The following is a 24,618-nucleotide window of genomic DNA, read 5'->3' as shown; positions in this document are numbered from 1 at the left end:
CACTTGTTGATTAGACCGGTCGTCTAGTATTTGTTTCAAAATATCCCGCTTATGTAAAGCGGGAAGGTTTACTGTGTTAACACTGACGCTTTTTCTGACAGTGAAACGTGTGTAGGGTGTTCATTCTGCTTCCACGCCGCCCGTTATGGGCAAGTGCGCGTATTCTGCAGTAAGTGTTGAGTATAGGTCAGACTTTGCGTCAATGCTGCCTGATCTTGATAAAGTTTGTTCAGCAAGCTAGCGCCATTCCAAAGGTAGTATATCTGCCTTGCTAATAACGCACTGTCACCATTGGGGATTGAGCCATCTTTAATGCCGATGTCAATGCAATCCGCTATCGCTTGAATGGTTTTGTCTGCTCCTTGGCGTAATGCCAAGCGCATTGACTCTGAGAGATCGGAGACTTCTGCACTTAACTTAACCAATAAACATTTGTTCGCATTACACACGTCGTCTTCTACTTTGACCATTTCTTCGAAATAGCTCATTAGGCGTTGGTAGCCACTCAGTTCAGTATTGGTAAAGCGTGCGTTTAAACGCTCAAAATACTTAGTAAAGTAGTCTTGAATCATCGCTTCACCAAATTGTTCTTTGGACTTGAAGTAATGATAAAACGAGCCTTTTGGCACTGCGGCCTTTTTTAATAGCTCTGAAAGACCAACACTCGTGAACCCTCGGTTTACGATCAACTCGTATCCGACGTCGAGAATATGTTGGCGTGTGTCATTCGTCTTTGCGTTCATGAAGTGTACTATAGAATGAATTAGACCAGTCGTCTAGCCTTTGTTGTGGGTTATTTAATCAGCTCATACTCAATAACAAATAGCGTGTCGGTATTTGGGTAGATTTCTCGAATTAACTGCTTGAGTTTTGGTAGTTCGATGGCTTCTTGTTCTGCATGAAACTCATTAATATCTTCAAAGTGAAGTGGTTCTACAGAACGTATCTTGATATCGCAGACTTTACGATTCGTTTCTAAGGTAAAAACTTCGACTTCTGTATTGGGAACGTAATGGCTTTCTGATTCATCTCGAATCGTTATCGTCTTTTTGCCTGACGTGATCAACGGGGTTAAGAATTCAAAAAAAGTTATCTTGGTTGGATGAGATGGCATGATGTACTCGTTAGTCTGGTTGTTTGGCGTAATTATATACCCAAATCCCCCAGAGATTCCTGTATTACTAGAACGATCGAGTGCGGATGAAGCGAATTAACTTGGCACTAAAGTAACCTGAGATTACGCCTATCCAGTTGGTGCTGAGATCATCAAAACTAAATGATCGATTTGGAATAAAAAGTTGGCTCATTTCTTCCATTGAAACGATAGCCAACAGCAGTAGCAAAAGACGAATCCCAAAAACGTCGGTTTTATTCGAGCTCACCAGAGAAGGGAACGTGAAGACCGATAAAAAGCCGATCAATAAACTGAAAGTAAAGTGAAGCGTACTTGATCCGCCTAAGTAGGTTTCCATTTGTAGGTAAGCAGTATGGTGTAGGTCAGAGCTTTTCCACAAAGAGAGTGAAGCGGTTAGCATCAGGACTAAAAAAAAGCTCGTGCGTGCCAGTATTAAAGCCATAATTAACCTATTGGAAAGAAGCCTAAGTAACGTTTTACAAAGTACAGTGCAGCTAAATTCTGGATAGCCATGCCAATTGCCATTGCCCACGCTGCACCAATCACCCCAAACATTTGGCAAAGCGTAACAAGTAGGCAGATGGACACCGTACCGGAGGAAATTGTAATGTATTTCATGGTTCTCTCATGACCGCTCATTAATAATAAAAACCCTACTGAACCAGTCGCAACATTGACTAACTGCCCCAGAGAAAGGACGACTAATAGTGGCGCCGCGGCGAGAAACTCCTCACCAAAAAACTTCATTACAAACTCGGGGAAGAGGGTGCAAATAATTACGGGTACAATCGCTAAACCAACATTGGCTCGGCACGCCAAGCGGCTCAGATTCTGCAGTTTGAGCATTTGACGCTCTTTGTAGAGAGAGGCAAACATCGGGGCGACCACAAAGTTAATGGTAATCAGCACGAAGCCAATCAGTAGTGATGTGCGTTGGGCTGCGGCTAACAAACCGATTTCCGCTGTTGAGATAAAAAAGCCCGCAATAACAAGGCTTCCCCATTGAAGAACATTCGTGAAGATACTGCCAACCCAGACTTGCTTGGCAGAAGAGACCATTTTTTTGTTTAGTACGAAAGCCGATGTTTGATATTGATCTGAGCCAAGCCAATTGGCACTAGATATGACCGCGACACCTATGCTCGCTAAAAGCAGTGCGGTCATTAGATTGTTGATATTTTGCTGACCGATATAGTCTAGGGCAAAGACAAAAATGACCATCAACATGCTTACCCCAAGCTGCAACGCAAACAGAGATGATACGACTTTTCTACATGCTTGAAGCACCCGACTGTTGGTTTGCGCAAGCACCAAGAAAGGTATGCAAAGCAAGCATAAAATAATCGCATACATTGGTGATTGAGTCTGGTTTAGCTGCTCTGGAAACAGATTAAACCCTGCCAACAAAACGCCTATGGCGAGCAAGCAAAATGCCATACTTCGATAAAGTGCGGTTTTATAGTTTTGGCTTTGTTCAAGCTTCTCTTTGTTATTAAAAGCGATCGCATTGTAACGAACTAACGAGACATCAAAACCTAGCTGAGAAACGATAGCGAGTAGCGAGACTAGGTTGAATAAAAAGAAAAATTGACCGGCCGTCGAAGCGTCACTGGTCTTCGATACAATCAGAGTCAGTAAAAAAGCAAATAGCGCACTCAACACACGCGTGATTGCGGTTTTTAATCCAGTAGATAACAAGCTTTTTTTACCGCTGGGCATCAACAGTAATTTTTGTTGAACAGTGTGAAACATAGGGGCATTTAACCGTAAATATTATTGAGTGCGAGGCGCTGTTTTTCTTCACTGAAGGCATCGTTTAATTCTGCTGTATATTGGCGAAAATCGATCTCTTCATAATGATTGACACAATGCGCGATCTGCTTGGCCATTTCTTCAGGTGTGAGCGCTAAAAACGGGTAGTTGAGATCTTTGGTTGCGCCGATGGTCCGAATAACCATAGGAAGATGTAACTTGGATGCTTCTAGAATGGTTAACGGCATCCCTTCCCATGCTGCAGTATGTAGATAAAGGTCTGAACCCTTGAGCTTTTCAACTACCTCATCGCGAGGCAGCATGCCCGTTACATCCACATTTTCAGTGCGTAATTTCTGTTCGAGTACGTGGTCACCGCCACCTATCCATGTGATCTCTATCGGGCGGTTAAGCGCATACCGATTAAGGAACTGCAATGTGCTGATAAGAAACTGAGGATCTTTTTGGGGCGCGACACGACCAAGTACAACGAGCTTCAGCGCTTCTTGCTTGTTTCGCTCTATACGATCTTCACTTTGATAAGACACGTAGTTATTGAGCAGTTCGGCACGTTTCGCACCAATGCTAATGGCTAGGTCACACTCTCGTTGGCTACAGCCTGCAACCACATCAATTTTGCTCAGTTTTACTTTCTCTAGTGCTTTATAGATCTGGCGTGCAAGCTCTGAGATATCTTCACGTTCGAAGGCATAACAGTGCGGTGTGTAAACCAAGCGTGCCTTGCCAAGCTTTAGAAATCGGCCGAGAAATCCTGCTTTACTCGAGTGCAAATGCACGACGTCGGGGCCAAGTGATGCAATCATGTGGTTTGCATCGCGAATAAATTGAAGCAAGCCGCCTTCTACCCACTTTGTCTGTACGAAAATGTGGTGGTTGTTCTCATTGGTCAAGTCGTTTTCTCGGGCTCTGGCTAGCAAGAAATGCTGATAAGGCTCGTCTCTGGATGAGTGAACATAACTATAGAGGGCGGTTTGAACGCCACCTCCAAATGCTTCTGTAACATGGAGCACTTTCTTCATGATGATTTTGTCCCTGGTGTTTGCATCCATTTGTGTTTAAAAGCATCACGCTCTTGCTCTGAATAAACGTGGCGATACAAGGGAAGATCGTACATATAGAACAGTTTTGAGAAGTCGTAGTGATTCTTAAAGTGTTGGTGGATATTGGAGTACCACTTGTTTTTCGCTTCGTTGCTGTTTTTCAGCACGAAGTCTTGCAACTCAAGAAACTCACCGATTTCTTTATCAAGAGAACTGAGCTGTTCGCATTTGATTAGCATGACGTTGGCCTGATCGTTCTGGAATGTGAAGAAAGGTTGAGTGTTGTCCAGCTCTTGGCGCATCACATCGATATTGAAATTACGCTTTAACTCGTTGTCGAACCAGTCCGCAAAATAGTTGAGATTGATATAGTTATCAAAACAATGCTCGAGGTGCTGATACGTGACTTCCATATCTCGGTGAATTGCATCGTTCTTTTTGCCTTCGATAAATTGCAAATGGAGATCTTGAAAGAAGCGAGAAAAGACAGTTGCGATTGGATCGCGGACCAGCGTAACGATTTTAATCTGTTCTCGTTTTTGTAAGATACGTTTTCGCTGCTTGAGCACTAAGCGATAGAGTGCGCGGTTTCGGAAGTCGAAGAATTTACTCACGTCTTTTTTATTGTGATACATGTGAAATTCTTCGTGATCATCAAAGGTGTGGATGTGATAGCTCGGGATATTTTTCTCCCCTAGCGTGTGCTCAATTGATGAGGAGCCAACTTTGCCCATTTGGTAAACTAAAACAAAATTATCAGCTTGGAGTTCTCGGTTCTTTTCAAATTGTCGAGAGATTGAATACTTCATCTATCCTATCCTTGATTATTCATATTCGTGGTGATGGTTTACCGGAAAAGTATGAGCAATGGCCCGTGAGTCGTTGCTCATGCTGATCATGACGGGTAACAAGAGTATTAAAATTATGGTGGTGTTTACCGCAACGAAAAACACCATGATGAGGGCGTATATCGCAAGTAATAGGCTTTTTCTGTTTTCATTAAGGCTGCGGAAGCAAAAGCGAATAAAAAGAAAATAACCACCAAACAGCAGACCGATACCAAGCAATCCGTATTCAATTGCGGTATCTAACACAAAGTTGTGGGTGTAGATCGCCAGCTCATCATAGTTAAAGTAACTGATCATAAAGTTGGGTAACATTTTCGCGCCGACACCTAACACTGGGTGTTGAAGTAAAATATCTAGCCCATTGGCAAGTAAAAGTTTTCTATGAAGATTCGATACCCAGCGGGCTTCACTTTGGTTGGCAAATAAGACGTCTTCTTGGGTTATTTCCAATGTGTCTGCTAGCGTTTCAAACCCAACGTAGAGTGTGGTTGTGACGGCAGTAAACACAATGAAGCTCAAAGCTAATAAAATTGTCCACGTGTACGTTTCGCTGAGCGATTTTCTCATTAAGTTTTTTACGAGCAGTTGGTCAAAGAAGAAAAGCAGACAAAAACCAAGTAGCGCTTTTCTTTCTTGTGACAACACCAGTAATACTAAAGCTACGAGCATCAAAAGGTGGAAAGCGCGAATTTTATCTCGATAAAGGTACAGTAGCGAGCACAGTACACCGAACCCGTATTTACTTACCCCGAGTAACTTAAACCCGCTTTGATAGCCCTGAGCAAAGTGCCATAAGGCAACGAGCGTACAGATGAAAAACAACAGATACGTGAAATAAACCATTACCCGTTCGTCATCAAACACGCCATAGGCGTACATTAGGCTCAGTAGGCACAAAATCGCTAACCATTGCACAGTTTCTATAACTAGCGGCATTAAAGGGACGCGATTTAGCAGACCATTTATGAACACATACCCAGTGAACAATATGAGGAACCCCATACAGGGATGCATGAGTTTTTCAGCTTTTCCTTCCAATACCACTAATGCAGTAAAACCAATGGACAAAAGGCTTGCGATGTCAGATGGGGCTAGCGCTATTCCTCCAGCACGAAACTTCATAGGAATAAAGAACAATGCTAATAGGCATGCTGCAAGCAATGAGGCGCGATGGCTCGATGGCACGGAACTATTTGTTGGCGCAAAGCTGCTGGTAGATTCCATAGTAACCTTCACGAAATTTATCGATGGTGTAGAGAGAGGCCCTATTGACTGAGTATTGACTTGCAGCGTCATACCGCTCAACACTTTCACACAGCTGGAGAACTTTTTGGCTCAGTTCAGTGGCGTTACCAACTTGAAATAAATATTCGGCACGTCCGGTGACGTCATCCAAACCAGGTACGTCCGATGATAATACGGGTAAGCCTGCTGCCATGGCCTCAACCGCCGCCAAGCCAAAGCCTTCGACGTGCGACGATTGCACGTAAATATCCATGTCGTTCAAAAAGGCTGGAACGTCAGAAACTACGCCATGAAAGTGAACACGTTGCGCGACGTTGATTTTTGTTGCCAATGCTTGCAGTGACGATTTTTTTTCTCCATCTCCCGCAAGGTGGAGTTCGTATCGTCTTGGTAAATGGATAAGTGCTTGGATAAGCGTTTCATGATCTTTATGTTGGTGAAGTCGGCCCACCATTCCAATCTTGATAACTGGTTTGTCGATTAGGTGGCTGGCGAATCTTGGTGTCATAGAAAACTTTTTTAAATCAACGCCATTGTGCACCACGTGATATTTGTGTTGGTAGCGAGGCATGAACTTCACCAGTTCATCTTGTACTTTTTCACTAATACTGACCGTCAAGTCGTGGCCCCAATACAAGACGTATTCCATGAACTTAAACAGCGGATAGTCACGTCGACGGTTATAAGAACAGTGCTCAGTCTGGATTCGTTTTTTACCTACCGCCAATAGCGCTAGGTAAATGGAAGGGTAGAGGTGCCCGTGAACGACATCCGGCCAACGCAGCAAAGAGAATTTCTCACTCAATGACAATGTGCGCCAGTTAAAACACTCTATACCTTGGGCAGATAGCATTGGTAAGTAATCATTTTCATCACACAAGACCAAAATTTTGATTTCGTATTCAGGCTTATGTTCTAAAACAAGGTCGACTAAGAACTTCTGAGCACCGCCGTTCTGAGAAAGATCATTAATAATATGTAGAATCTTTGTTTTCATGATTAATTGGTCAGATATTGCTGTTTAAGGTCGGTGATTTCTGCATTTGAAAAAAAGTGCTTCGTCAATTTAGAATTCAGCATTTCTTCAACGTACTCGGGTGTAGGTTGAAATTGCGTTTTGAATTCTTTCATTAGTGGCGAGTACCATTTGTTGTCTGATTGATTTTCATAAACAACATCCACGGGGTAACCTAAAAAGTCTTCAACTGCGGAGTTAGCCTTCGTTAGCTTGTCACTTCGAATGACCAACAGTGAGAAGTTATTGTTATGGTATGTTTGATAGCCTACTTCGTGATTAAAAGACTCGTTAAACACATCAATCCCTGTTAGTTGTTTGATCTCGTTGTCAAACCACTGCAGCGCATATTGATGATTCATGTGCTTATCAAATGCTTCTTGGAGTAATTGCGGTCGTTCGGTACGTATTGCGCTGTCATCCTTTAGATATTTGTCCGCCATCCAAAAAGGAAGTGCTTGAAAGAACATTGAGACATTTCGTCCGATCGGTTCACGCACCAGCGAGATAATTCGAACTTTTTTCTTGCGCTTTAACATATGGCTCATCGTTATACGCTTTAGTCGTCGCTTTAACGCATTGATCTGAGGCTTATGCAATTGCGCTCTAACGGGGGATATTTGTTTTTGCGCATCGACGGTCATAAGGTCGTGCAAGTGAATCGAGTTAGGAATGGAATGCTCTAATGCACTCGAACCTACTTTGCCCATTTGATAGATCAATACCGGCTGTTCTTGGCTTTTCAACGTTTGGTACCAAGATAGGTTTACGTTAGTAGGCGTATTTCTGGACATAAAGCGTCTCTCCTTCCTTGGCCTTGGCTTGTGTGATTAAGACGCCAAGAGATGGAACTGAGTGTTGTATTTGTTTAGATAACGCAAGGTTAACCAGTGATGATTTTGTTGATTCTGAGCGAATGACGGTGATCAGACCATTGGCATACTGACCAAGAATAAGTGCGTCACTCACTGACAGTAGGGGTGGTGTATCGATAATGATCCGGTCATACTTATTTTGAAAATGTTCGAGCAACTTTTTAAAGCGATCAGAAGCCAGTAATTCCTGTGGGTTTGGCGGAATTAGGCCGGCCGGTAATACATCTAAGTTGGCTTCTTTTATATGTGTAACACAATCTTTGATTGGCGTATCCATCGTCAGGATATGCGTTAAGCCAGGGCTTGATTCAGCAATACCGAATCGCTTTGCGATGGAAGGTCGACGTAAATCGCAGTCGATGATCAACACCTTTTCCATTTTTGAAAACGACACCGCCATATTGATACTGGTCGATGTTTTTCCTTCTTCTGGAATAGCAGAGGTAAAGGGCAATATCTTTTGCTTCGTGTTGGTTAATCTGAGCAGAAGCGAGGTTCTGACGGAGCGGCAAGCTTCACTAAATAGCTTTTCTTCATCATCTAAATACGCGGTATAACTGACGCCGTTTTTACGCAAATTGCGTTTTTTGACCATAGGAATCACACCTAAACACGTAACACCAAGTTTTTCCTGCACATCGGTTGTGCTTCGGATAACTTCTCGCATCGTTTCTAAGATGATGACCAGAGCGCAAGCAATGGCAAAGCCAAAAAAGGTGGCAATCAGTACCAGTTTGATTCGTTGTGGTGCCACCGGGAATAGAGGAATGATGGCTTTATCAGTAAAGCGAGCCGTGACATTCTTGTAGTCGCTGGTGGCGTTGGTCTCTTTCTCACGATTTAAGAACGCTTCATAGAGTGCCTTATTGGATTCAACCTCGCGTTTTAACTGTTCGTAACGCGCTTTTTGTGACCCTAACGATTGGAAGTCTGACTTTTTGTTATCGAGTTCTGCTCGAAGCATGTCCTCTTGCGCTTTTGCAGCAAGAAGGTCTTGTTGCTTACTGAAGGAAATGTCCCGGATGAGTTGCTGGGTTCTTGATTGAATTTCAGCAAGCTGTGCTTTCGCCTGAATCATTCGATCATGCTTAGGTCCGTAGCGCTGTGCCAGTTCAGAGAGATTTTTGGCTGCCTGTGCTTCCGACAATTTTAGATCGCGGATTTGCGCTTGATTAGCGAATTCATCAATTGACAACAAGCTGTCTAAACTTTGCGAAGATTTACGTCGTAACAGTTGGATTAACGTCTGCGCTTCAATACGCTTATTAACAGCGATATTCAGCTTGCGAGTGAGTTCTTCTAGCTCATTTGCGTAAATTTCATCAATACCGTTTATATCGATCAACCCTTCTTTTAACAAGAATTCTTGCAGCGCTTGCTCCGAGTTACGTAATCGCTCCTCCAATTTTTGAGAGTTATTTGTCAACCAAGTAGCCGCATTTTGTGTAACGACCAATTTGGCTTCAAAATTTGCGTCAATGTAGGCTTGGCCGACCGCGTTGGCGATTGTCGTCGCAAGCTTAGGATCGGTAGAACGAAAGCGAATTCTGACTAATTGGGTGTTACGTACTGGCTCAATATCGAGTTTACTTCTGAAAGCTTGAAGTGCCTGATAATAGGACTCTGAAAACTGGGCGGTTTCTTTTGGGCTTGGTGCCACATTCAGTAGGTCTTGAACAAAAGGAATCGACTTTATTTGGTCGATTTTTTTATTTAACCCCCCTGAGCTTGTGAATTCAGGTAATTGGGTGAGGTTCAGCTCTCTAATGACCTTATCTGCAATATGATTCGATTTTAAAATGGCGATTTGCGTTTGAAAGTACTCTTTTTTTGTCGTGTCGACGCCATATACTTCCTCGATTGAAAGGGCGCTTTTTTGCTCCTCTTGGATGAGTAGCGTAGCTGTAGCTTGGTATATCGATGCTTTGGAGTAGATATACCAAGTACAAGTTAATGAGAACAGAAGCGTGAATGCTGCGATGCTTAGCCAATTCTTTTTAATCGCTTTGAAGTGATGGCCAAAACGAATCAGTTCTACTTTGTTCATCTGGAGATTATTTGGATGAGTCCCGTTCATTTGATTCCCTGTCACTTAAAAGAAGCTCTGGTCAATAAATACAATGTCACCAGGTTCAACGTTGCGGTGCATACTGACCCCTTCCATCGTTTGACCCGTTTTATGCTTGGTGAGGTTAATGCCTTTGCGTGAGGCTCTGTCGGTCAAGCCGCCTGCTAGAGCGATGGCCTTCTCTATGGTTAACCCTGGACGGTACTCAAATCCACCTGGTTTCCTAACTTCGCCATTAACGTAAAACAGACGAAAGTTATTGATGGTGACCATCACTTTTGGATTGATGAGATAATCGCCTTTTAAGCCCGTTTCTATTTCGTACTTGAGTTGTTTTGGTGTTTTTTTGATTGCTTTAATTCGGCCAAGGTAGGGGTAATCAAAGTAGCCATCTGACGTTATTAGAATATTTTTAATCGTAAGATCTTCTTCACCATAGACCTGCACGGAAATGGTATCGCCAGTATCGAGTAAGTAATCTTCCTCGTTTGAGTCAGCGTTGACCAAAGTGCTAAATAGCAACAACGCTACACTTATGAATTTGATGAATGCCTTCATTAATAATCCTTTTTACAGAGAAAACTGTGCGCTTAAAGTCCAAATATTTTGTTCGAAGCTATAATCCGATCGGCTAGAGTTTTTATCTTGGTATTGCCAATCGGCTTGCAGTTGTATCCAACGTTTGATCTGATAATCGATACCAAAAGATAGAGTGTACCGATCGTCGTTTCTGGAGATTCCCGTGTAATCATCTTGTTGATAAACAGCACCTAAGCGAGTTGCAAGGTAACTATTCCAATCGTGCTTCAGGTTCAGTCGGTAACGAGTTTGTAGGTTGTAATCGCCATCTTGATCGGGGTTAACCGCCGCTTGAGTGGTTTTCACGCTGACTAGAGTTTGTTCTTGAGGCAACCATTCAAAGCCGATATCCCAACTAAAGCCTTTAAATGTCTCTCGTTGAGCGCTGTCAAAATCTTTGATTTGATAACCGAGTCGAGCGATGCCTTTGGTTTTTCCTGTGACTTCCCATTCGGCACCGGTGTAATAGAAACTGGTGTTGTTATCTTTCGATGGCTGCGCAGAATTTCGGTGCTGATACTCGGTTACGATTTGGTTTGTTCCGACTAACCAATAGGTTCTTGGCGTAGCTCTTAAATAGAACTCCAAATGTGCATTGGGAGCTCGAAAATCGTTGTATTTAGTTTTAGCGTTTGGGCGCCCAGGCAAGCCGTCACGATAGTTTTGATAGGTTTTATCACTATAGCCTAAACCGAATTCGAGTCTGCCTTTGGCACCGTTAGATCCAAAGACATAATTGGTTTTTACATCGTTACGGTTGAACTCTATTGGTGAGTCGATTGCGCTACCATTACCTTCGGTAATGTCTTCTCCTCGAACTTCATGCTGGGCGCGAAAACGGTAATCAACCACTAAACGATGACGATGATTAAATTCGAAAAAGTTGGAAAACTGAAAAGTGTGGTCGTCGAAGTCGTTGCGATCGTCAGATGAAAAGCCAGCTTTTAACTTATATAAAATATCTGCGCGATAGCGATTCCGTTCTATACGTGCTAGTAAGCTTGGTTCTATACCCCAAATATTGACCGATTCTACATTGCCGGATTTTTCCGCTTTATTGATGTTGTCATCTCCCTCGTAGAAAGTTTTTACGAGGGGAATCAACTCTATACCAGACTCGGTTTGGTAAGCCATCGGTTCTGCGAGCAAGTCAGTAGAAAACAGACTTAATGCTATTGCCATTGTCAGTTTCTTCATAATCTTAACCTTAGTAAGCGTTAGCACCAGTGAAGCCTTTGAAAACGGTCATAAAGATGATTTTGATGTCCATCCAAACCGACCAATGGTGGATGTAATCCAAATCAAACTCGACTCTCTTTTCCATTTTTTCTAAGGTGTCGGTTTCGCCGCGATAGCCATTAATTTGCGCCCAGCCAGTAATGCCTGGTTTTACTTTGTGACGTAGCATGTAGCGATCCACGATCTGACGGTATTCTTCATTGTGCGCCACGGCATGAGGGCGTGGACCAACAATAGACATGGTCCCTTGCAGTACATTGATAAATTGAGGCAGTTCGTCCAAAGAGGTGCGACGCAAAAAACCACCAAAAGGCGTAATGCGTGGGTCGTTCTTTGTCGCCTGTTTCACGTTGGAACCTTGATCCATGGTTGTCATTGAACGGAACTTCCAGACTTCAATCTTGCGCCCATCAAGACCGTACCGATGTTGTTTAAAGATGACAGGGCCTTTAGAAGTTGCCTTAATGCCAATTGCAATGACGAATAGAATAGGGGCGATTAAGACCAAAATAATGCTCGAAAACAAGATGTCTTCAAACCTTTTTACCCAAGAAGAAATTCCAGCAAAAGGTGTATCAAAGACACTTAGTGTTTGAACTTGGCCGATCTGCGCCCAACGAGAATGTAAAAGGTTATAAGTGAAGAAGTCGGGAATCAGATACGTATTTGCGGTGGTATCTGAGAATTGGTTAAGAAGTGACGCAATGCGCTCTTTTGCGTGCATTGGCATTGCGATATAGACGTAATCTACTTCCCCTTTTTTAGCTCGCTCAAGGGCGTGGTCAACAGCTCCTTTAATAGGATAATCAGAATTTGGCAATCTGTCGGAAGATCGTTCGTCGTAAAAGCCATCAAAAAGCACGCCGTGTTCTGTGTGGTTTTGAATTTCGTTAGCTAGGGTAATGCCGTGAGGAGTTTGGCCGATGATGATCGCAGTGCGAGTGTTGAATCCTTTTTTTCTCAAATAGGCTAATCCGGTACGGAATGTTACTCGCCATGCTAAAAGCAGAGCGGGCGTAATCGCAAACCACAGCGCTAAAATTGTGTTATCAAATAAGGTATGGACTTCAGAAAAATACAGCACAATAAAGATAAGTGCAGAAGTCACCGCCCAAGCAACACAGACAATAAACATCTGCTCTTTAAACGAACTGGTTCGCCAAGAGCGATACAGATTGCCGCTTTCTGCCATAAATAGAAAGGAGATGCCTCCAACGAAAGCCAATATGACGTAATCTTTCCCCATCGCAGTATTCATGTCTTTGAACACTAAAAGCAGCATAAAAGAGACGATGACAGCAAGATCTGAGATGCGGTATAAAAAAGCAAACTCCATCTCATGAGAGCGGATAAGTCCTTTTTGTTTCATGACTCAGTTTCCCTTCTGACACGCTACCGCCCTTGGGTGTCTTCCCCAATTGCCGTGTCGTGAACGTTATTAGTAGTTGGTGCACAGAGCATTCTGTTGAATGCTGCTGAGTTTTTTGTCACGTGTAATTTCGTTGATAAGTGTAAAAATTTGCGTTGTTGAGGTAAGTGGAAATAAGAATGATATTTAGCCCTTTGGCTAAGTTTGGCGGGTTAGGAAAAAGCTGGTACTTACTTATGAGGAATGAGGAAAAGTATTAAAAATGAAGTATCAGTACAAAGACAATGGTTTATGTGAGGGTAGAAGAAACGGGTGATTTGATTCGTTAACGATTAATGATTTAGTATCGAATTGCTGATATTTATTAAGATAAAAAAATCCCTCTCAAGTGAGAGGGATTTTTTTGAGTAAGGACGAATGAATTATTCGACTTCTACGCCGTTTTCTTTGTATAGGCGGCGGCATGCGCGACCATCACTGTGGAACAGGTGACAACGATGAGCTGGAATACCGATCTCGATTTTATCGCCAGTGTCGACTGCAAGCGTGTCAGGCTGACGGAAAATAACGTCGGCGTCCGCACCTTCTAGGTTTAGGTATACTTGAGTTTCGTTACCTAGCTTCTCAACAATCATCACTTCACCGTGAATACTTGCATCAGCTTCAGAAGCGGATAATAGGTGCTCAGGGCGAATGCCTAAGGACATTCGGTCGCCGCGGTTAACTGTTGTACCATCCACCGGAATCCAGAAAGATACGCCGTTAGATAGTTGAACTTTGACGCGCTCTGCTTCTACTTCATCAATGAATACGCTCATGAAGTTCATTTTCGGAGAACCGATAAAGCCAGCTACAAAGCGGTTTTGTGGGTAATGGTAAAGCTCAAGCGGCTTACCAACTTGCGATACATAACCGCCGTCTAGTACAACGATTTTATCTGCCATTGTCATCGCTTCTACCTGATCGTGCGTTACGTAGATCATGGTACAACCAAGTTGGCGCTGAAGTTTCGTGATTTGTGCACGCATGTTTACACGCAGTGCCGCATCCAAGTTTGATAGTGGCTCGTCTAGAAGGAATACATTTGGCTGCGATACCAATGTTCGGCCAATCGCCACACGTTGACGCTGTCCACCAGAAAGTGCTTTTGGTTGGCGCTCAAGCAAGTGGCCTAGTTGTAGGATTTCTGCTGCTTGTTCAACACGCTTGTCGATTTCTGCTTTGTCTGCTTTTGCTAGTTTCAAGCCAAATGACATGTTGTCATATAAGTTAAGGTGCGGGTAAAGAGCGTAAGACTGGAATACCATACCAACACCACGTTTGGATGGTTCGACGTCATTCATGCGCTGGTCACCAATATACAAATCACCTGAAGTAATGTCTTCAAGACCGGCAATACAACGTAAAAGGGTAGATTTACCACAACCTGATGGACCTACGAAAACAACAAATTCACCTTCGTTGATTGTTAGGTCTACGTTCTTAGAAATCAGTACGTCGCCATACGCTTTACAAACATTTTTTAACGTGACACTCGCCATGTAGCTCGTCCTCGATCAATTTTTTATTATTCACCGCTCATCATTATATGAATTATCTAGCGAGCAGTAACAGTAGGAATCGGTAAGTTCTTGCGGTTGGTAAGAAAAGTAGGGTAGCACTTCAATAAAATGTCCTGAATAGAAGTGCTACCCATCATAGCCAAGTACGAGTTTCTCTCCCCCACATTATTCGTATTGTCTCCCCCGTGAAATAATTACCACAAACAACACTAATAATGACATTCCACTCGTCTGGCAATGCAAAACCAGCAAATCTTTTTCCTAATACGTAGGCACTGCTGGGAAAGGGTTCTTACCATCCACTCTTGGATGACTGCAGTTTCTAAGATTGTGCGTAGTGCGACATCCTCCTAATAGAAATAATTGTAGGGGGAGTAGAAAGGGAGGAGTAAAAAAGGAGGAGGAAGAAAGCAGTTGGTCGGAAATCACATTATTGCACCACCTAAAGTTGAAACCGATCACAGGAACTATCCATTTTGTGATTTGAGTCTCTTACCCTTGGCGATTTAGATCACGAAAATACGTCATAATTGTAAGGGCGTAGGGATTAGGAGGATGAGACATATTGGATTATTTCAGATGATATATGTCGAAATACGGCTGAACCTCAATGGACTAGCCCTACATCAAAAATATAAAAAGGATACGAACATGAAAAAGTTAAGCGCTGTAGCACTAGGTACTCTTGTTGCTTTGGGTTCTTTTGGTGCTAATGCTGCCATCGAAGAAGGACAACTTACTATCTGGATCAACGGTGATAAAGGCTACAACGGCCTTGCTGAAGTTGGTAAGAAATTTGAAGAAGACACAGGCATTAAAGTGACTGTGGCTCACCCAGATGGCCTTCAAGACAAATTCCCTCAAACTGCAGCGACTGGCGACGGTCCTGATATCGTATTCTGGGCTCACGACCGTTTCGGTGGTTACGCAGAAGCTGGCCTGCTAGCAGAAATTAAACCTTCTAAGAATATTCAAGAAGGTATCGTTGATTTCGCTTGGGATGCAGTACGTTACGACGGCAAATTGATCGGCTATCCAGTTGCGGTTGAGTCTCTATCTCTAATCTACAACAAAGACCTAGTTCCAAACCCACCAAAGTCTTGGGAAGAGGTTGCAGCATTAGATGCAAAACTTAAAAAAGATGGCAAGTCTGCAATCATGTGGAACCTAAAAGAACCGTACTTCACTTGGCCACTAATGGCGGCTGATGGCGGCTACGCGTTCAAATACACTTCTGAAGGTTACGATGTTAAAGACGCTGGTATCGCGAAAGAAGGCGTTAAAGACGCAATGAGCTTCGTAAAAGGCTTAGTTGATAAAGGCGTAATCTCTGCGGATATGGATTACTCCGTGTCTGAATCTGCGTTCAACCAAGGCAAAACAGCGATGACGATCAACGGTCCATGGTCTTGGGGCAACATTGAGAAGTCTGGCGTTAACTACGGCGTGACTACGCTACCTAAGTTCCAAGGTCAATCTTCTAAGCCATTCGTTGGTGTTCTAACGGCTGGTATCAGCACTGCGTCTCCAAACAAAGACCTAGCGGTTGAGTTCATTGAGAACTACCTACTAACAAACGATGGCCTACGTATGGTTAACAACGATAAGCCTCTAGGTGCGGTAGCACTTAACTCGTTCCAACGTGAGCTAGATTCAGATACTCGTATCGCAGCAACAATGGACAATGCGATGAACGGCGAAATCATGCCAAATATCCCTCAAATGAACGCATTCTGGGGTGCGGCTAAGAACGCAATCATCAACGTAGTTGACGGTCGTCAAACTGTCGATGCAGCTCTTGCAGATGCAGAAAAACAAATGACTAAATAATTAAGTAAGACCTTTTTAAGGAGGAGGCAACTCCTCCTTACTTTTCTATATTTATTCTATATTCGCTAGCAGGTTCCCTATGCAGTCAGTTCAAGGTACAAATGCTATGACAGCACCAGAAGCCAGCCTTCCGAGCAGCAAAAAAGTGTTCATGAAATGGTCACTTTTAGGCACAGTCGGCATCATCAATGGCTACGCAACAATCCTTATGTATTCTCGCGGTGAGATTGCGTTTGCACTACTTACGCTCATTCTTACCGCTTTAGCGTTGTTCATCTTTGGTAGTAAAAAGACGTACGCACACCGTTACATCTACCCTGGTATAGCAGGGATGATCCTTTTCATTCTTTTTCCTTTGGCGTACACCATAGGTTTGGCGTTTACCAACTATAGCGCGAAAAACCAACTCTCTTTTGATCGCGCTCAGAACGTACTTTTGGACCGAACTTACCAAAGTGGTGATAGCTACCCGTTCACTTTGTATAAAACGGAGCAAGGCCATCAACTTGTGGTTGAAAAAGATGGTGAGCTACTTGCAAGCCCGACTTTTCAGCTTGATAACCTTTCAGCATCGGAGTTTGATCTTTCACCAATTGAAGAAGTAACGGGTGAAAAAGAATCAATCAAGGCGATTGTTAAGAACCGCAGTGCGTTGAGCAGTGTCGATTTACATTTGCCAAGTGGTGATGATATCCGCATGAGTGGGCTGCGCAAATTTGCTGCAGTTGTACCTTTGTACACATTACAAGAAGATGGTGAAACGCTTTACAACAACCGGACTGAAGAAACGCTACGTCCAAATATGGAAGTAGGTTACTACCAGCCTGTCGATGAAAACGGTCAATTTGTTGGTAGCACAGTGTCACCAGGTTTCGTGGTGAACATTGGTACCCACAACTTTGAGCGTGTTTGGAAAGATGATGGTATCAAAGAGCCGTTTATCAGTATCTTTATCTGGACCATTGTTTTCTCTGCGCTAACCGTATTATTTACGCTTGTTATTGGTCTTGTCCTTGCCAGTGTGGTTCAGTGGGAAGCACTTAAAGGTCGCTCAGTTTACCGTTTGTTGCTAATCCTGCCTTATGCAGTTCCGGCGTTTATTTCTATCTTGATCTTTAAAGGTTTGTTTAACCAAAGCTTTGGTGAGATCAACATGTTGTTGGAAGGCTTATTCGGCATTAGCCCGGCTTGGTTCTCTGACCCGTTCATGGCGAAAACCATGATCTTAATTGTGAACACTTGGCTTGGTTTCCCTTACATGATGATTTTGTGTATGGGCTTACTAAAAGCGATTCCTGATGATCTTTATGAAGCATCAGCTATCGATGGTGCGAACTTCATCACCAACTTCACACGTATCACACTACCAATGATGTTGAAGCCGTTAACACCATTGTTGATCGCGAGTTTTGCATTTAACTTCAACAACTTCGTACTTATCCAGTTGTTGACTGGCGGTGGTCCAAACATGATTGGTACATCAGAGCCTGCGGGTTACACCGACCTGCTAGTAAGTTACACCTACCGAATCGCATTCGAAGGTGCTGGTGGTCAAGACTTCGGTCTAGCAAGTGCGGTAGCAACGCTTATCTTCCTATTGGTTGGCGCATTGGCACTTATCAACCTACGCGTAACTAAAGTAGCTCAGGACTAAGGAGAAATTACAATGGCAATGGTACAAGGTAAGTCATTAAAGTATCGTGTTTGGGCGACTCATATTGCAATGTGGGCATTCTTGGCACTGATTATTTTCCCTTTACTGATGATCATCGCGATTTCATTCCGTGAAGGTAACTTTGCAACGGGTAGCCTGATCCCAGACAACCCAACACTTGATCACTGGAAATTGGCATTAGGTTTCTCGGTGACTAATCCAGACGGTACAGTTACACCGCCACCATTCCCAGTAATGACATGGCTGTGGAACTCGGTAAAAGTGGGTGGCATCTCTGCAATCTTGATTGTGGCGCTGTCTACAACATCGGCTTACGCGTTTGCTCGTATGAAGTTCAAGGGTAAGAACACCATCCTTAAAGCGATGATGATCTTCCAAATGTTCCCTGCGGTATTGGCATTGGTTGCTCTATACGCGTTGTTCGACAAACTGGGTCAGTACATTCCTTTCCTTGGTTTGAATACGCACGGCGGTCTGATCTTCGCTTACTTAGGTGGTATCGCACTGCACGTTTGGACGATTAAAGGTTACTTTGAAAGTATCGATTCATCTCTGGAAGAAGCGGCAGCACTGGATGGTGCGACACCATGGCAAGCGTTCCGTTTGGTATTACTGCCACTGTCAGTGCCAATCCTAGCGGTAGTATTCATCTTGTCGTTCATCATGGTAATTGGTGAAGTTCCTGTAGCATCACTACTACTTTCTGATGTAGACTCGTACACACTTGCAGTAGGTATGCAGCAATACCTATATCCACAAAACTACTTGTGGGGTGACTTTGCTGCTGCTGCAGTTCTATCAGCAGTGCCAATCACTGCAGTATTCTTACTTGCTCAACGCTGGTTGGTTGGTGGTCTAACCGCTGGTGGTGTGAAAGGATAATCTCAAGTGGTCTGAGATTGACAAGAATAACTAGAAAAGGGCGACCACATGGTCGCCCTTATATTTAGCACGGATATTACAATTTTGGTTTGGCCGCCGATCAGTAATATCTTGGCTTTTATTGGCGTTACGCATAGCTGGCTGTTAGCTTAGTTCCTTACGATTCAATCACTAACAGTTTTTGTAACCATAACCTGAGTTTAGACTCAGGTTTTTTTATGCCTGTTAAAGGCAATTTTGCAATAAGTAGATAGAGATTAGCGGCTTTGCAATGGATTACACAGGGCTTGAATAATGCCCTGCGTAGCACTTCACATAAATAACTAGAGCTTAGTAAAAAGCTAAATTGAGGTAGGGAAGGAAGAGATTAAAACTCTCGGCTGGAAGGTGCGCATCCAACGTATTGAAGCAGCGTGTACAAGCTTTCTTGCTGCAGTGCGACGCGACGAAATAGATTAGCAAAGGTAACGTCACCGCCAAAGCAAGTTTGAATGTAATGATTAATTTCTGTTTCGTTATACCCCTCGACGTACATGGTTCTCACCCACTGGTACTCGACCGCTTTTAAATTGGTCAACGTCTCTTCACTTAAGGTCGTTTCTTTTAGTCTCAAGATCCAAACTCTATCCAACTCTAAAATAATGGATGGATTTAAGCAAAGCTAGGTGAAGGATTTATGACAGAGAAGGGCGAGCGTGAAACAAATGGCAAAACCATGATGTTGCTCCACACTCTGGGTCTGGGTAACGTTGAGGTACTTAATAGCGTTCTTAACGGATGCCAGTTACTTGAGATATTTAACGTGTGCTTCCATTTCTTCCCCAATCTCTTTACGCATGTTCATAAGACGGATAGCGGATTGCTCTAAGGCTTTGTCTTCATCTGACTCTGGAATCCATTTCGGTACATCGGTTGGTTTTCCGTTTTCATCTACAGCAACCATGATAACGATACAGTGAGTGGTGAGTCTGTTTTTCATTTGCTTTGGATCACTGGCTTGCACGTCAATCGCAATGTGCATTGAGCTTCGTCCGGTATAAATGACTTTCGCGCTAACTTCGACTAAGTTGCCGACATGAATCGGCGCAACAAACCGAATGCCGCCAGCATATGCGGTAATGCAATATTTACCACTCCACGCTGCAGAACAGGCGTACGCTGCCAAGTCGATCCATTTCATTACGGCGCCGCCGTGCACTTTTCCGCCGAAATTGACGTCGCTGGGTTCTGCTAAAAAGCGAAGGGTAATGTCTCTTTGACCACTGCTCATCTGTCTTTCCTTGATGGGTTATTGTTTTCCCAATTTAGCAGCAAGATGAATTTTCGGGAATAGCGAATGAAACAAAATATTAACTTTTATTCGAACGCTGGAAGTGACAAGCCACAGCGTATTTCTGTGGCTTGAGGTGTAGATGTTAATTGGCGGTAGAGGCAATCTCAGAATTGGACAATAGTTTTCTCTGTCTTACTTTTATTTGCGACAGGATAACGCCAGAGATGACTAACAACCCACCAATAATATGGTAAGCGTAAATTTTCTCACCAATTAGTGTTGAAGCAAGTATGACGGAAACCACAGGCATTAGGTTCATGAACATAGCACTTGAATCAGCACCAATTGAATCAATCGCTTTGACCCACATCAGCGGCGCGAAAATGGAAGCAGCAATACCAGCATAAGCGATTAATGGTAGCGCGTCTTGGCTTGGTAACAGTTGCTCACTAGAGAGCCAAAGTGGTGTGAGCATCAAAACAGAAAAGAAGCCCTGCATGTAAACCAGAGTCAAACTACTGAATGGCATTTTCCAGCGTTTTAGCAGAACACAATAAGCCGCGTATACCATGGCAGCAACGAGCATTAAGCTGTCACCTTGCGTTAAGTCTTGATGTAAAAAGTAAGTGATATCACCGTGACCAAGCATAAATGCCAAGCCGCCGAGCGAAATGACACCACCGACGATACTTAACATTGATATAGATTTACCGAGCAATGGGACACTTAAAAACACGCTGATCAAAGGAACTAAAGAGGTGATCAGGGCCATATTAGAGGCCGTTGTTGTTAAACCGGCATAGTATCCAAGTGACTGGTTGAGAACCATACCAAGTAACGCAAGAAACGCCAACTTAGCTAAGTAAGGTCGAATAATGTGTCGTTGTTTGATGATTGCAGGCAGGCAAAATGGCGTTAGGAGTACCATTGCGACAAACCAACGGTAGAAACTCATCGCACTTGGTTCAATGGCGCTCGCAGCCATCTTGTTCACAATTGAGTTACCACCCCAAATCATAACGGTGAAAAACGGAAGTAAATAAATCATGAGAACCCTATAGCACAATTATTGATGGCGCTAGTCTGGCAGGTCTTTATAATAAAAAGTATCTCTTAAAAGACATCGTAAGCGATAGGAAGACAATTTTGAAAAAGAGCGCCAGAAATCTTCATCCCTCCTTATCAATCGATCGTGCGCCATCAGATGTATTTATGAATTTCGAAGCGTTTCTCTCTAATACAGAAACACGAATTCATAGCCACCCTTGGGGGCAAGTGCAACTGATCAGCGGTGGGATTCTGGAGATGGATGCAGAAGACACAAGATTTCTAGCACCTCCACATCTTGCTATTTGGGTTCCCGCCGGAATTCGTCACACTAGCTACAACCGTAAGCCAATCGAATATTGTTCTTTGAATATTGCCCCTGAATTGACGGCGCATTTTCCAACTAAAACGAGCTTGATCAAAGTGACTCCAATCGTGTCATCTATTATTGAGGACTTTCGTCAGCGAGACATTAATGTGGCGCAAACTGATGAAGACAAGCGCTTGGTACAAGTGTTATTGGACCAGCTTGCAAAGCAAGAAGTCGAACATCACTTTTTACCGACTACCGACAATAAGTATCTTGAACCGATTTTAAAAGCAGTAGAAGAATCGCCGACGGATGAGATCAGTTTGGCGGAGTGGGCGGCAAAAGTGCATACCACAGAACGCACGTTAGCGAGACATTGCCAGAGTGAGTTAGGAATGAGCTTTACTGAGTGGCGCTTACGTGTGCGATATTTACATTCTATGGAGTTGCTGCGTAAAGGGCAGACCGTAAAAGAAGTCGCTCTGACGTTAGGTTATAACCAAGCTAGCCCTTTTATCGCGATGTTCAAGAAATACTCCGGCATGACACCGGAGCAATACAAGAATCGATTGTTATAGCTGAGCGATTATGTAATTTAAGCCGATACATCAACTGAAATCTAGAGTGATTTTACAATGTTCGACTAAGCTAAGAAATCATCTCGCGAACGCAACAGGGCAAGTTCATGAGTTGGAAAACGATATCATGAATTTTGAGCTATTTAATCTATCTTTCACTTCAAAGATGTTATTTCTCCATCTTTCACTACTTGTTTAACAATGGAGGGCTGACGCTCTCATGATTTGGGTAACAGAACAAAATAACCAGCCTACATTTTTTGAAAATTTATTTACCCCATTCGATGGGACTAATTTAGTGCGTGAAGCTTGGAGCGAATACATTCACTGGTGAACTTAGTTTTATGCCGAAGAGGTCTTAGCCCAGGGCATAAACCTATTACTTAAGTACGCTTAAAGAGGATATAGATATTAGATTATGGTACTTATGACAGAGCAGAGTCTTTAAAGTGTGCTACGACGCTCAGTGATGTGAAGAGAAGGGATAGTCTTTTAGGAAAGTATATATTAATGGCTAATTGTCAAGAATTCTTTAGTTCAAACAAGTACTGGCATAAAGGAGACTTCTACAAAAATTTTTTCAGAGGCCGTTCCATATTGAATTAAAGGCACTAAGTCTGAAAGGTCTAGGCTAAATAAAGGTAGCGAAAATTACGCGATGATAAGGGAATTGAATAAAATCTCGAGATAGATATCGCCTGAAGCTTAATGTGTTGTTTAAGAATCCACTTCGGCTATACAGTTGTGTCCTTTAACTAAATGAAGTTGCAATATACACAATGAAACAACACATAAACTTGATTAAAGATCAACTAAGGGAGGGGGAGTATATACGAATTTATCATCACGGAAATAGATATGATGGATGAACGTGAGGTTGAAAAGACCAGAAAGCTTAATTGAGGTCACTGTTTCCTATTCTTCTTTTTCGCAACATATCTCTGGCCGTAGCAAACGTGGCTTCTTTCGCGTTAGGATTTTCGGCCTATGCAAGTCTTTTCTTTCTGTCACTGTATCTACAACAAGCGCAAGGCGATACGCCACTGAAGCTGGGTGGCATCTGATGCCTCAATTTGTGGTAATGGGGGTAACATCATTGATCTTCGGCCACATGACACAACGTATTTCACTAGAAAACTATTGGTTGGCGGATACGCTTTAATTGGTATTTCTCTATGCTCAATGTCACTGTTTACTGCCTACACGCCTTACCTTATTGTCGGTAGTATTCTGACTGCTCTTGGCCTCGGGATAGGATCTCTGTTCTTGCGACGGGTATGATGGTCATGGGGTATGCTCCCGCAGAATGTGCCGGGATTGCATCGGCAACCATGAACGCTTTGCGTCAGATAGGCACGACACTGGGTATTACGGTATTAGGTAGTATCATGAGCATCTATGCAATTCAACAGATGTCGGAGGTGGTCAGTTCCAACAATATGCTAAATGCTGTTGGGACTGCTCAAAGTGCAATAGTCAGAAATGAGCTTCCTTCAAATCAAGAAGGGTGGCTCTTAGCTTATCGGAACGTGATGGCAGCTGGATTTGGAATTGTGATGTTCTGTGCTGGTGTGCTCAGTGTGGCAACTACTGTGTTGTTAGTTGTTTTCACGCCAAGTGGTCGCTAGAAGTATCCCTATATAGACAGTCATTACTAGAGTATGAGGTATCTAGCTCACCGTTTATGAGTTTGATAGGTGGAAGTCTATTACTGAGGTTCTTAATTAATGATTATTAATCAACAGGTTATCTGAGTTTAGATACCTTAAATACTTATTGTGTTATACTCGGAATTCTACGTTTATCATTGATGTTTTGGGTCTTTCAGTATCTCCCTCCTTTTAAATCAGCAACTTTTAGCCGCGCATCTTCTTCCAATACTTTGAGTGTATTATCTGGCTAGCCCATATCACTGGACATTTTTCGCCATGTGTAAAATATCACGCCGAAGATACTGTATTATTTATGGCTGACCCTTTAAACGGAATACTAGCATCTTCTGCTTTGAGAATGGCTGTCGGTCACTATTTCCAAAATTACTTTTCTATGTTCATCTTTCTCACTAAACGATGAACATCATTAAGTTAACACTTGATTAGAAGGTGAGGTGGGAGCCTCTTTGCATAATTTTGGTGGAAATGACAACGCAATAACGTTAGCAAAGCTCTTTTTATTGATATAGCTATTCCAAAGAACAGCAACAATCAATTGATTTCATATTCTCATTTGTTTATATTAAATGTTAATGATTTTCATTTTCAATAAATGTTTGAGC

The 24,618-nt window shown here is 43.0% G+C and carries 22 protein-coding genes; 5 read left to right on the top strand and 17 right to left on the bottom strand.

Translation table 11 applies throughout. The features are described from left to right. Window positions 1-143: 143 nt before the first annotated feature. The 14 genes from R7O13_RS06195 to malK all read right to left on the bottom strand — a co-directional run bounded on the left by R7O13_RS06195 (window position 144) and on the right by malK (window position 14,727). Window positions 144-743, bottom strand: coding sequence for a TetR/AcrR family transcriptional regulator (locus tag R7O13_RS06195; RefSeq protein WP_017635293.1), 600 nt, complete (start codon window positions 741-743; stop codon window positions 144-146). A gap of 50 nt (window positions 744-793) precedes the next feature. Then, entirely contained in the window at window positions 794-1,114 is a 321-nt protein-coding gene (gene yqfB, locus R7O13_RS06190; RefSeq protein WP_206953498.1) for a N(4)-acetylcytidine aminohydrolase, read from the bottom strand. A 67-nt stretch (window positions 1,115-1,181) separates the two neighbouring features. Continuing rightward, a complete protein-coding gene (locus R7O13_RS06185) occupies window positions 1,182-1,577 on the bottom strand; it encodes a VanZ family protein (RefSeq protein ID WP_213903453.1) in 396 nt (131 codons plus the stop codon). 2 nt (window positions 1,578-1,579) lie between these two features. Continuing rightward, complete coding sequence (locus tag R7O13_RS06180; protein WP_258469939.1) at window positions 1,580-2,887, bottom strand: oligosaccharide flippase family protein; 1,308 nt, start codon at window positions 2,885-2,887, stop codon at window positions 1,580-1,582. Window positions 2,888-2,895: 8 nt separating this feature from the next. Further along, window positions 2,896-3,927, bottom strand: coding sequence for a glycosyltransferase family 4 protein (locus tag R7O13_RS06175; protein WP_005385852.1), 1,032 nt, complete (start codon window positions 3,925-3,927; stop codon window positions 2,896-2,898). Beyond that, window positions 3,924-4,757 (bottom strand): putative capsular polysaccharide synthesis family protein, encoded by an 834-nt coding sequence (locus R7O13_RS06170; RefSeq protein WP_005375258.1) that lies wholly within the window; start codon window positions 4,755-4,757, stop codon window positions 3,924-3,926. Before R7O13_RS06170 ends, R7O13_RS06175 begins: the two co-directional genes overlap by 4 nt. Window positions 4,758-4,772: 15 nt before the next feature. Further along, window positions 4,773-6,020, bottom strand: a complete 1,248-nt coding sequence (locus tag R7O13_RS06165; protein WP_169628852.1) for an O-antigen ligase family protein — start codon at window positions 6,018-6,020, stop codon at window positions 4,773-4,775. Then, entirely contained in the window at window positions 5,986-7,038 is a 1,053-nt protein-coding gene (locus tag R7O13_RS06160; RefSeq protein ID WP_318303292.1) for a glycosyltransferase, read from the bottom strand. Before R7O13_RS06160 ends, R7O13_RS06165 begins: the two co-directional genes overlap by 35 nt. A 2-nt stretch (window positions 7,039-7,040) precedes the next feature. Beyond that, window positions 7,041-7,850, bottom strand: a complete 810-nt coding sequence (locus tag R7O13_RS06155; RefSeq protein ID WP_005375261.1) for a putative capsular polysaccharide synthesis family protein — start codon at window positions 7,848-7,850, stop codon at window positions 7,041-7,043. Then, entirely contained in the window at window positions 7,828-10,008 is a 2,181-nt protein-coding gene (locus R7O13_RS06150) for a GumC family protein (RefSeq protein WP_225478242.1), read from the bottom strand. The genes R7O13_RS06155 and R7O13_RS06150 overlap by 23 nt, the downstream gene beginning before the upstream one ends. 15 nt (window positions 10,009-10,023) lie before the next feature. Next, window positions 10,024-10,557: a polysaccharide biosynthesis/export family protein gene (locus R7O13_RS06145; RefSeq protein WP_017635285.1), complete on the bottom strand. Its 534-nt coding sequence runs from the start codon at window positions 10,555-10,557 to the stop codon at window positions 10,024-10,026. 12 nt (window positions 10,558-10,569) lie between these two features. Continuing rightward, a complete protein-coding gene (locus R7O13_RS06140; RefSeq protein ID WP_017635284.1) occupies window positions 10,570-11,775 on the bottom strand; it encodes an outer membrane beta-barrel protein in 1,206 nt (401 codons plus the stop codon). 10 nt (window positions 11,776-11,785) lie between these two features. After that, the gene (locus R7O13_RS06135) at window positions 11,786-13,186 is read right to left on the bottom strand and encodes an undecaprenyl-phosphate glucose phosphotransferase (protein ID WP_033906767.1); all 1,401 of its coding nucleotides are present in this window, start codon (window positions 13,184-13,186) and stop codon (window positions 11,786-11,788) included. A gap of 422 nt (window positions 13,187-13,608) precedes the next feature. Beyond that, entirely contained in the window at window positions 13,609-14,727 is a 1,119-nt protein-coding gene (malK, locus tag R7O13_RS06130; RefSeq protein ID WP_005375271.1) for a maltose/maltodextrin ABC transporter ATP-binding protein MalK, read from the bottom strand. 672 nt (window positions 14,728-15,399) lie between these two features. On the opposite strand from malK, the gene malE reads away from it, so the two are divergent. The 3 genes from malE to malG all read left to right on the top strand — a co-directional run bounded on the left by malE (window position 15,400) and on the right by malG (window position 19,135). Next, a complete protein-coding gene (gene malE / locus R7O13_RS06125) occupies window positions 15,400-16,578 on the top strand; it encodes a maltose/maltodextrin ABC transporter substrate-binding protein MalE (RefSeq protein ID WP_005375272.1) in 1,179 nt (392 codons plus the stop codon). A 79-nt stretch (window positions 16,579-16,657) separates the two neighbouring features. Next, window positions 16,658-18,232, top strand: coding sequence for a maltose ABC transporter permease MalF (gene malF, locus R7O13_RS06120; RefSeq protein ID WP_158173200.1), 1,575 nt, complete (start codon window positions 16,658-16,660; stop codon window positions 18,230-18,232). Between the two features lie 12 nt (window positions 18,233-18,244). Next, complete coding sequence (malG, locus tag R7O13_RS06115; RefSeq protein ID WP_005375275.1) at window positions 18,245-19,135, top strand: maltose ABC transporter permease MalG; 891 nt, start codon at window positions 18,245-18,247, stop codon at window positions 19,133-19,135. A 367-nt stretch (window positions 19,136-19,502) separates the two neighbouring features. On the opposite strand, the gene R7O13_RS06110 is transcribed toward malG, so the two are convergent. From R7O13_RS06110 to R7O13_RS06100, 3 genes are all read right to left on the bottom strand, one after another. Beyond that, entirely contained in the window at window positions 19,503-19,748 is a 246-nt protein-coding gene (locus R7O13_RS06110) for a hypothetical protein (protein WP_005375277.1), read from the bottom strand. A gap of 171 nt (window positions 19,749-19,919) precedes the next feature. Beyond that, window positions 19,920-20,405: an acyl-CoA thioesterase gene (locus R7O13_RS06105; protein ID WP_005375279.1), complete on the bottom strand. Its 486-nt coding sequence runs from the start codon at window positions 20,403-20,405 to the stop codon at window positions 19,920-19,922. Between the two features lie 145 nt (window positions 20,406-20,550). Further along, complete coding sequence (locus R7O13_RS06100; protein ID WP_047101784.1) at window positions 20,551-21,456, bottom strand: DMT family transporter; 906 nt, start codon at window positions 21,454-21,456, stop codon at window positions 20,551-20,553. Between the two features lie 98 nt (window positions 21,457-21,554). Here R7O13_RS06100 and R7O13_RS06095 point away from each other — a divergent pair, with 98 nt between their 5' ends. Both R7O13_RS06095 and R7O13_RS06090 read left to right on the top strand, forming a co-directional pair. Beyond that, window positions 21,555-22,343 carry an AraC family transcriptional regulator gene (locus R7O13_RS06095; RefSeq protein ID WP_005385013.1) on the top strand — a complete coding sequence of 263 codons (789 nt, stop codon included), beginning with the start codon at window positions 21,555-21,557 and terminating at the stop codon, window positions 22,341-22,343. Between the two features lie 1,286 nt (window positions 22,344-23,629). Continuing rightward, a complete protein-coding gene (locus R7O13_RS06090) occupies window positions 23,630-23,971 on the top strand; it encodes an MFS transporter (RefSeq protein WP_139831997.1) in 342 nt (113 codons plus the stop codon). Window positions 23,972-24,618: the final 647 nt, after the last annotated feature.

The sequence above is a fragment of the Vibrio sp. Y176 genome, assembly GCF_033438945.1.
This window is presented reverse-complemented; position numbering and strand designations above follow the sequence as displayed.

Excerpts from the sequence above, each read along its gene's own strand:
- malE (WP_005375272.1), top strand. The coding sequence starts at position 15,400 with ATGAAAAAGTTAAGCGCTGTAGCACTAGGTACTCTTGTTGCTTTGGGT.
- R7O13_RS06105 (WP_005375279.1), bottom strand. The coding sequence starts at position 20,405 with ATGAGCAGTGGTCAAAGAGACATTACCCTTCGCTTTTTAGCAGAACCC.
- malK (WP_005375271.1), bottom strand. The coding sequence starts at position 14,727 with ATGGCGAGTGTCACGTTAAAAAATGTTTGTAAAGCGTATGGCGACGTA.
- R7O13_RS06195 (WP_017635293.1), bottom strand. The coding sequence starts at position 743 with ATGAACGCAAAGACGAATGACACACGCCAACATATTCTCGACGTCGGA.
- R7O13_RS06155 (WP_005375261.1), bottom strand. The coding sequence starts at position 7,850 with ATGTCCAGAAATACGCCTACTAACGTAAACCTATCTTGGTACCAAACG.
- R7O13_RS06165 (WP_169628852.1), bottom strand. The coding sequence starts at position 6,020 with ATGGAATCTACCAGCAGCTTTGCGCCAACAAATAGTTCCGTGCCATCG.
- R7O13_RS06180 (WP_258469939.1), bottom strand. The coding sequence starts at position 2,887 with ATGTTTCACACTGTTCAACAAAAATTACTGTTGATGCCCAGCGGTAAA.
- R7O13_RS06175 (WP_005385852.1), bottom strand. The coding sequence starts at position 3,927 with ATGAAGAAAGTGCTCCATGTTACAGAAGCATTTGGAGGTGGCGTTCAA.
- R7O13_RS06100 (WP_047101784.1), bottom strand. The coding sequence starts at position 21,456 with ATGATTTATTTACTTCCGTTTTTCACCGTTATGATTTGGGGTGGTAAC.
- R7O13_RS06150 (WP_225478242.1), bottom strand. The coding sequence starts at position 10,008 with ATGAACGGGACTCATCCAAATAATCTCCAGATGAACAAAGTAGAACTG.
- malF (WP_158173200.1), top strand. The coding sequence starts at position 16,658 with ATGCAGTCAGTTCAAGGTACAAATGCTATGACAGCACCAGAAGCCAGC.
- malG (WP_005375275.1), top strand. The coding sequence starts at position 18,245 with ATGGCAATGGTACAAGGTAAGTCATTAAAGTATCGTGTTTGGGCGACT.
- yqfB (WP_206953498.1), bottom strand. The coding sequence starts at position 1,114 with ATGCCATCTCATCCAACCAAGATAACTTTTTTTGAATTCTTAACCCCG.
- R7O13_RS06135 (WP_033906767.1), bottom strand. The coding sequence starts at position 13,186 with ATGAAACAAAAAGGACTTATCCGCTCTCATGAGATGGAGTTTGCTTTT.
- R7O13_RS06160 (WP_318303292.1), bottom strand. The coding sequence starts at position 7,038 with ATGAAAACAAAGATTCTACATATTATTAATGATCTTTCTCAGAACGGC.
- R7O13_RS06145 (WP_017635285.1), bottom strand. The coding sequence starts at position 10,557 with ATGAAGGCATTCATCAAATTCATAAGTGTAGCGTTGTTGCTATTTAGC.
- R7O13_RS06170 (WP_005375258.1), bottom strand. The coding sequence starts at position 4,757 with ATGAAGTATTCAATCTCTCGACAATTTGAAAAGAACCGAGAACTCCAA.
- R7O13_RS06185 (WP_213903453.1), bottom strand. The coding sequence starts at position 1,577 with ATGGCTTTAATACTGGCACGCACGAGCTTTTTTTTAGTCCTGATGCTA.
- R7O13_RS06140 (WP_017635284.1), bottom strand. The coding sequence starts at position 11,775 with ATGAAGAAACTGACAATGGCAATAGCATTAAGTCTGTTTTCTACTGAC.
- R7O13_RS06090 (WP_139831997.1), top strand. The coding sequence starts at position 23,630 with ATGGGGTATGCTCCCGCAGAATGTGCCGGGATTGCATCGGCAACCATG.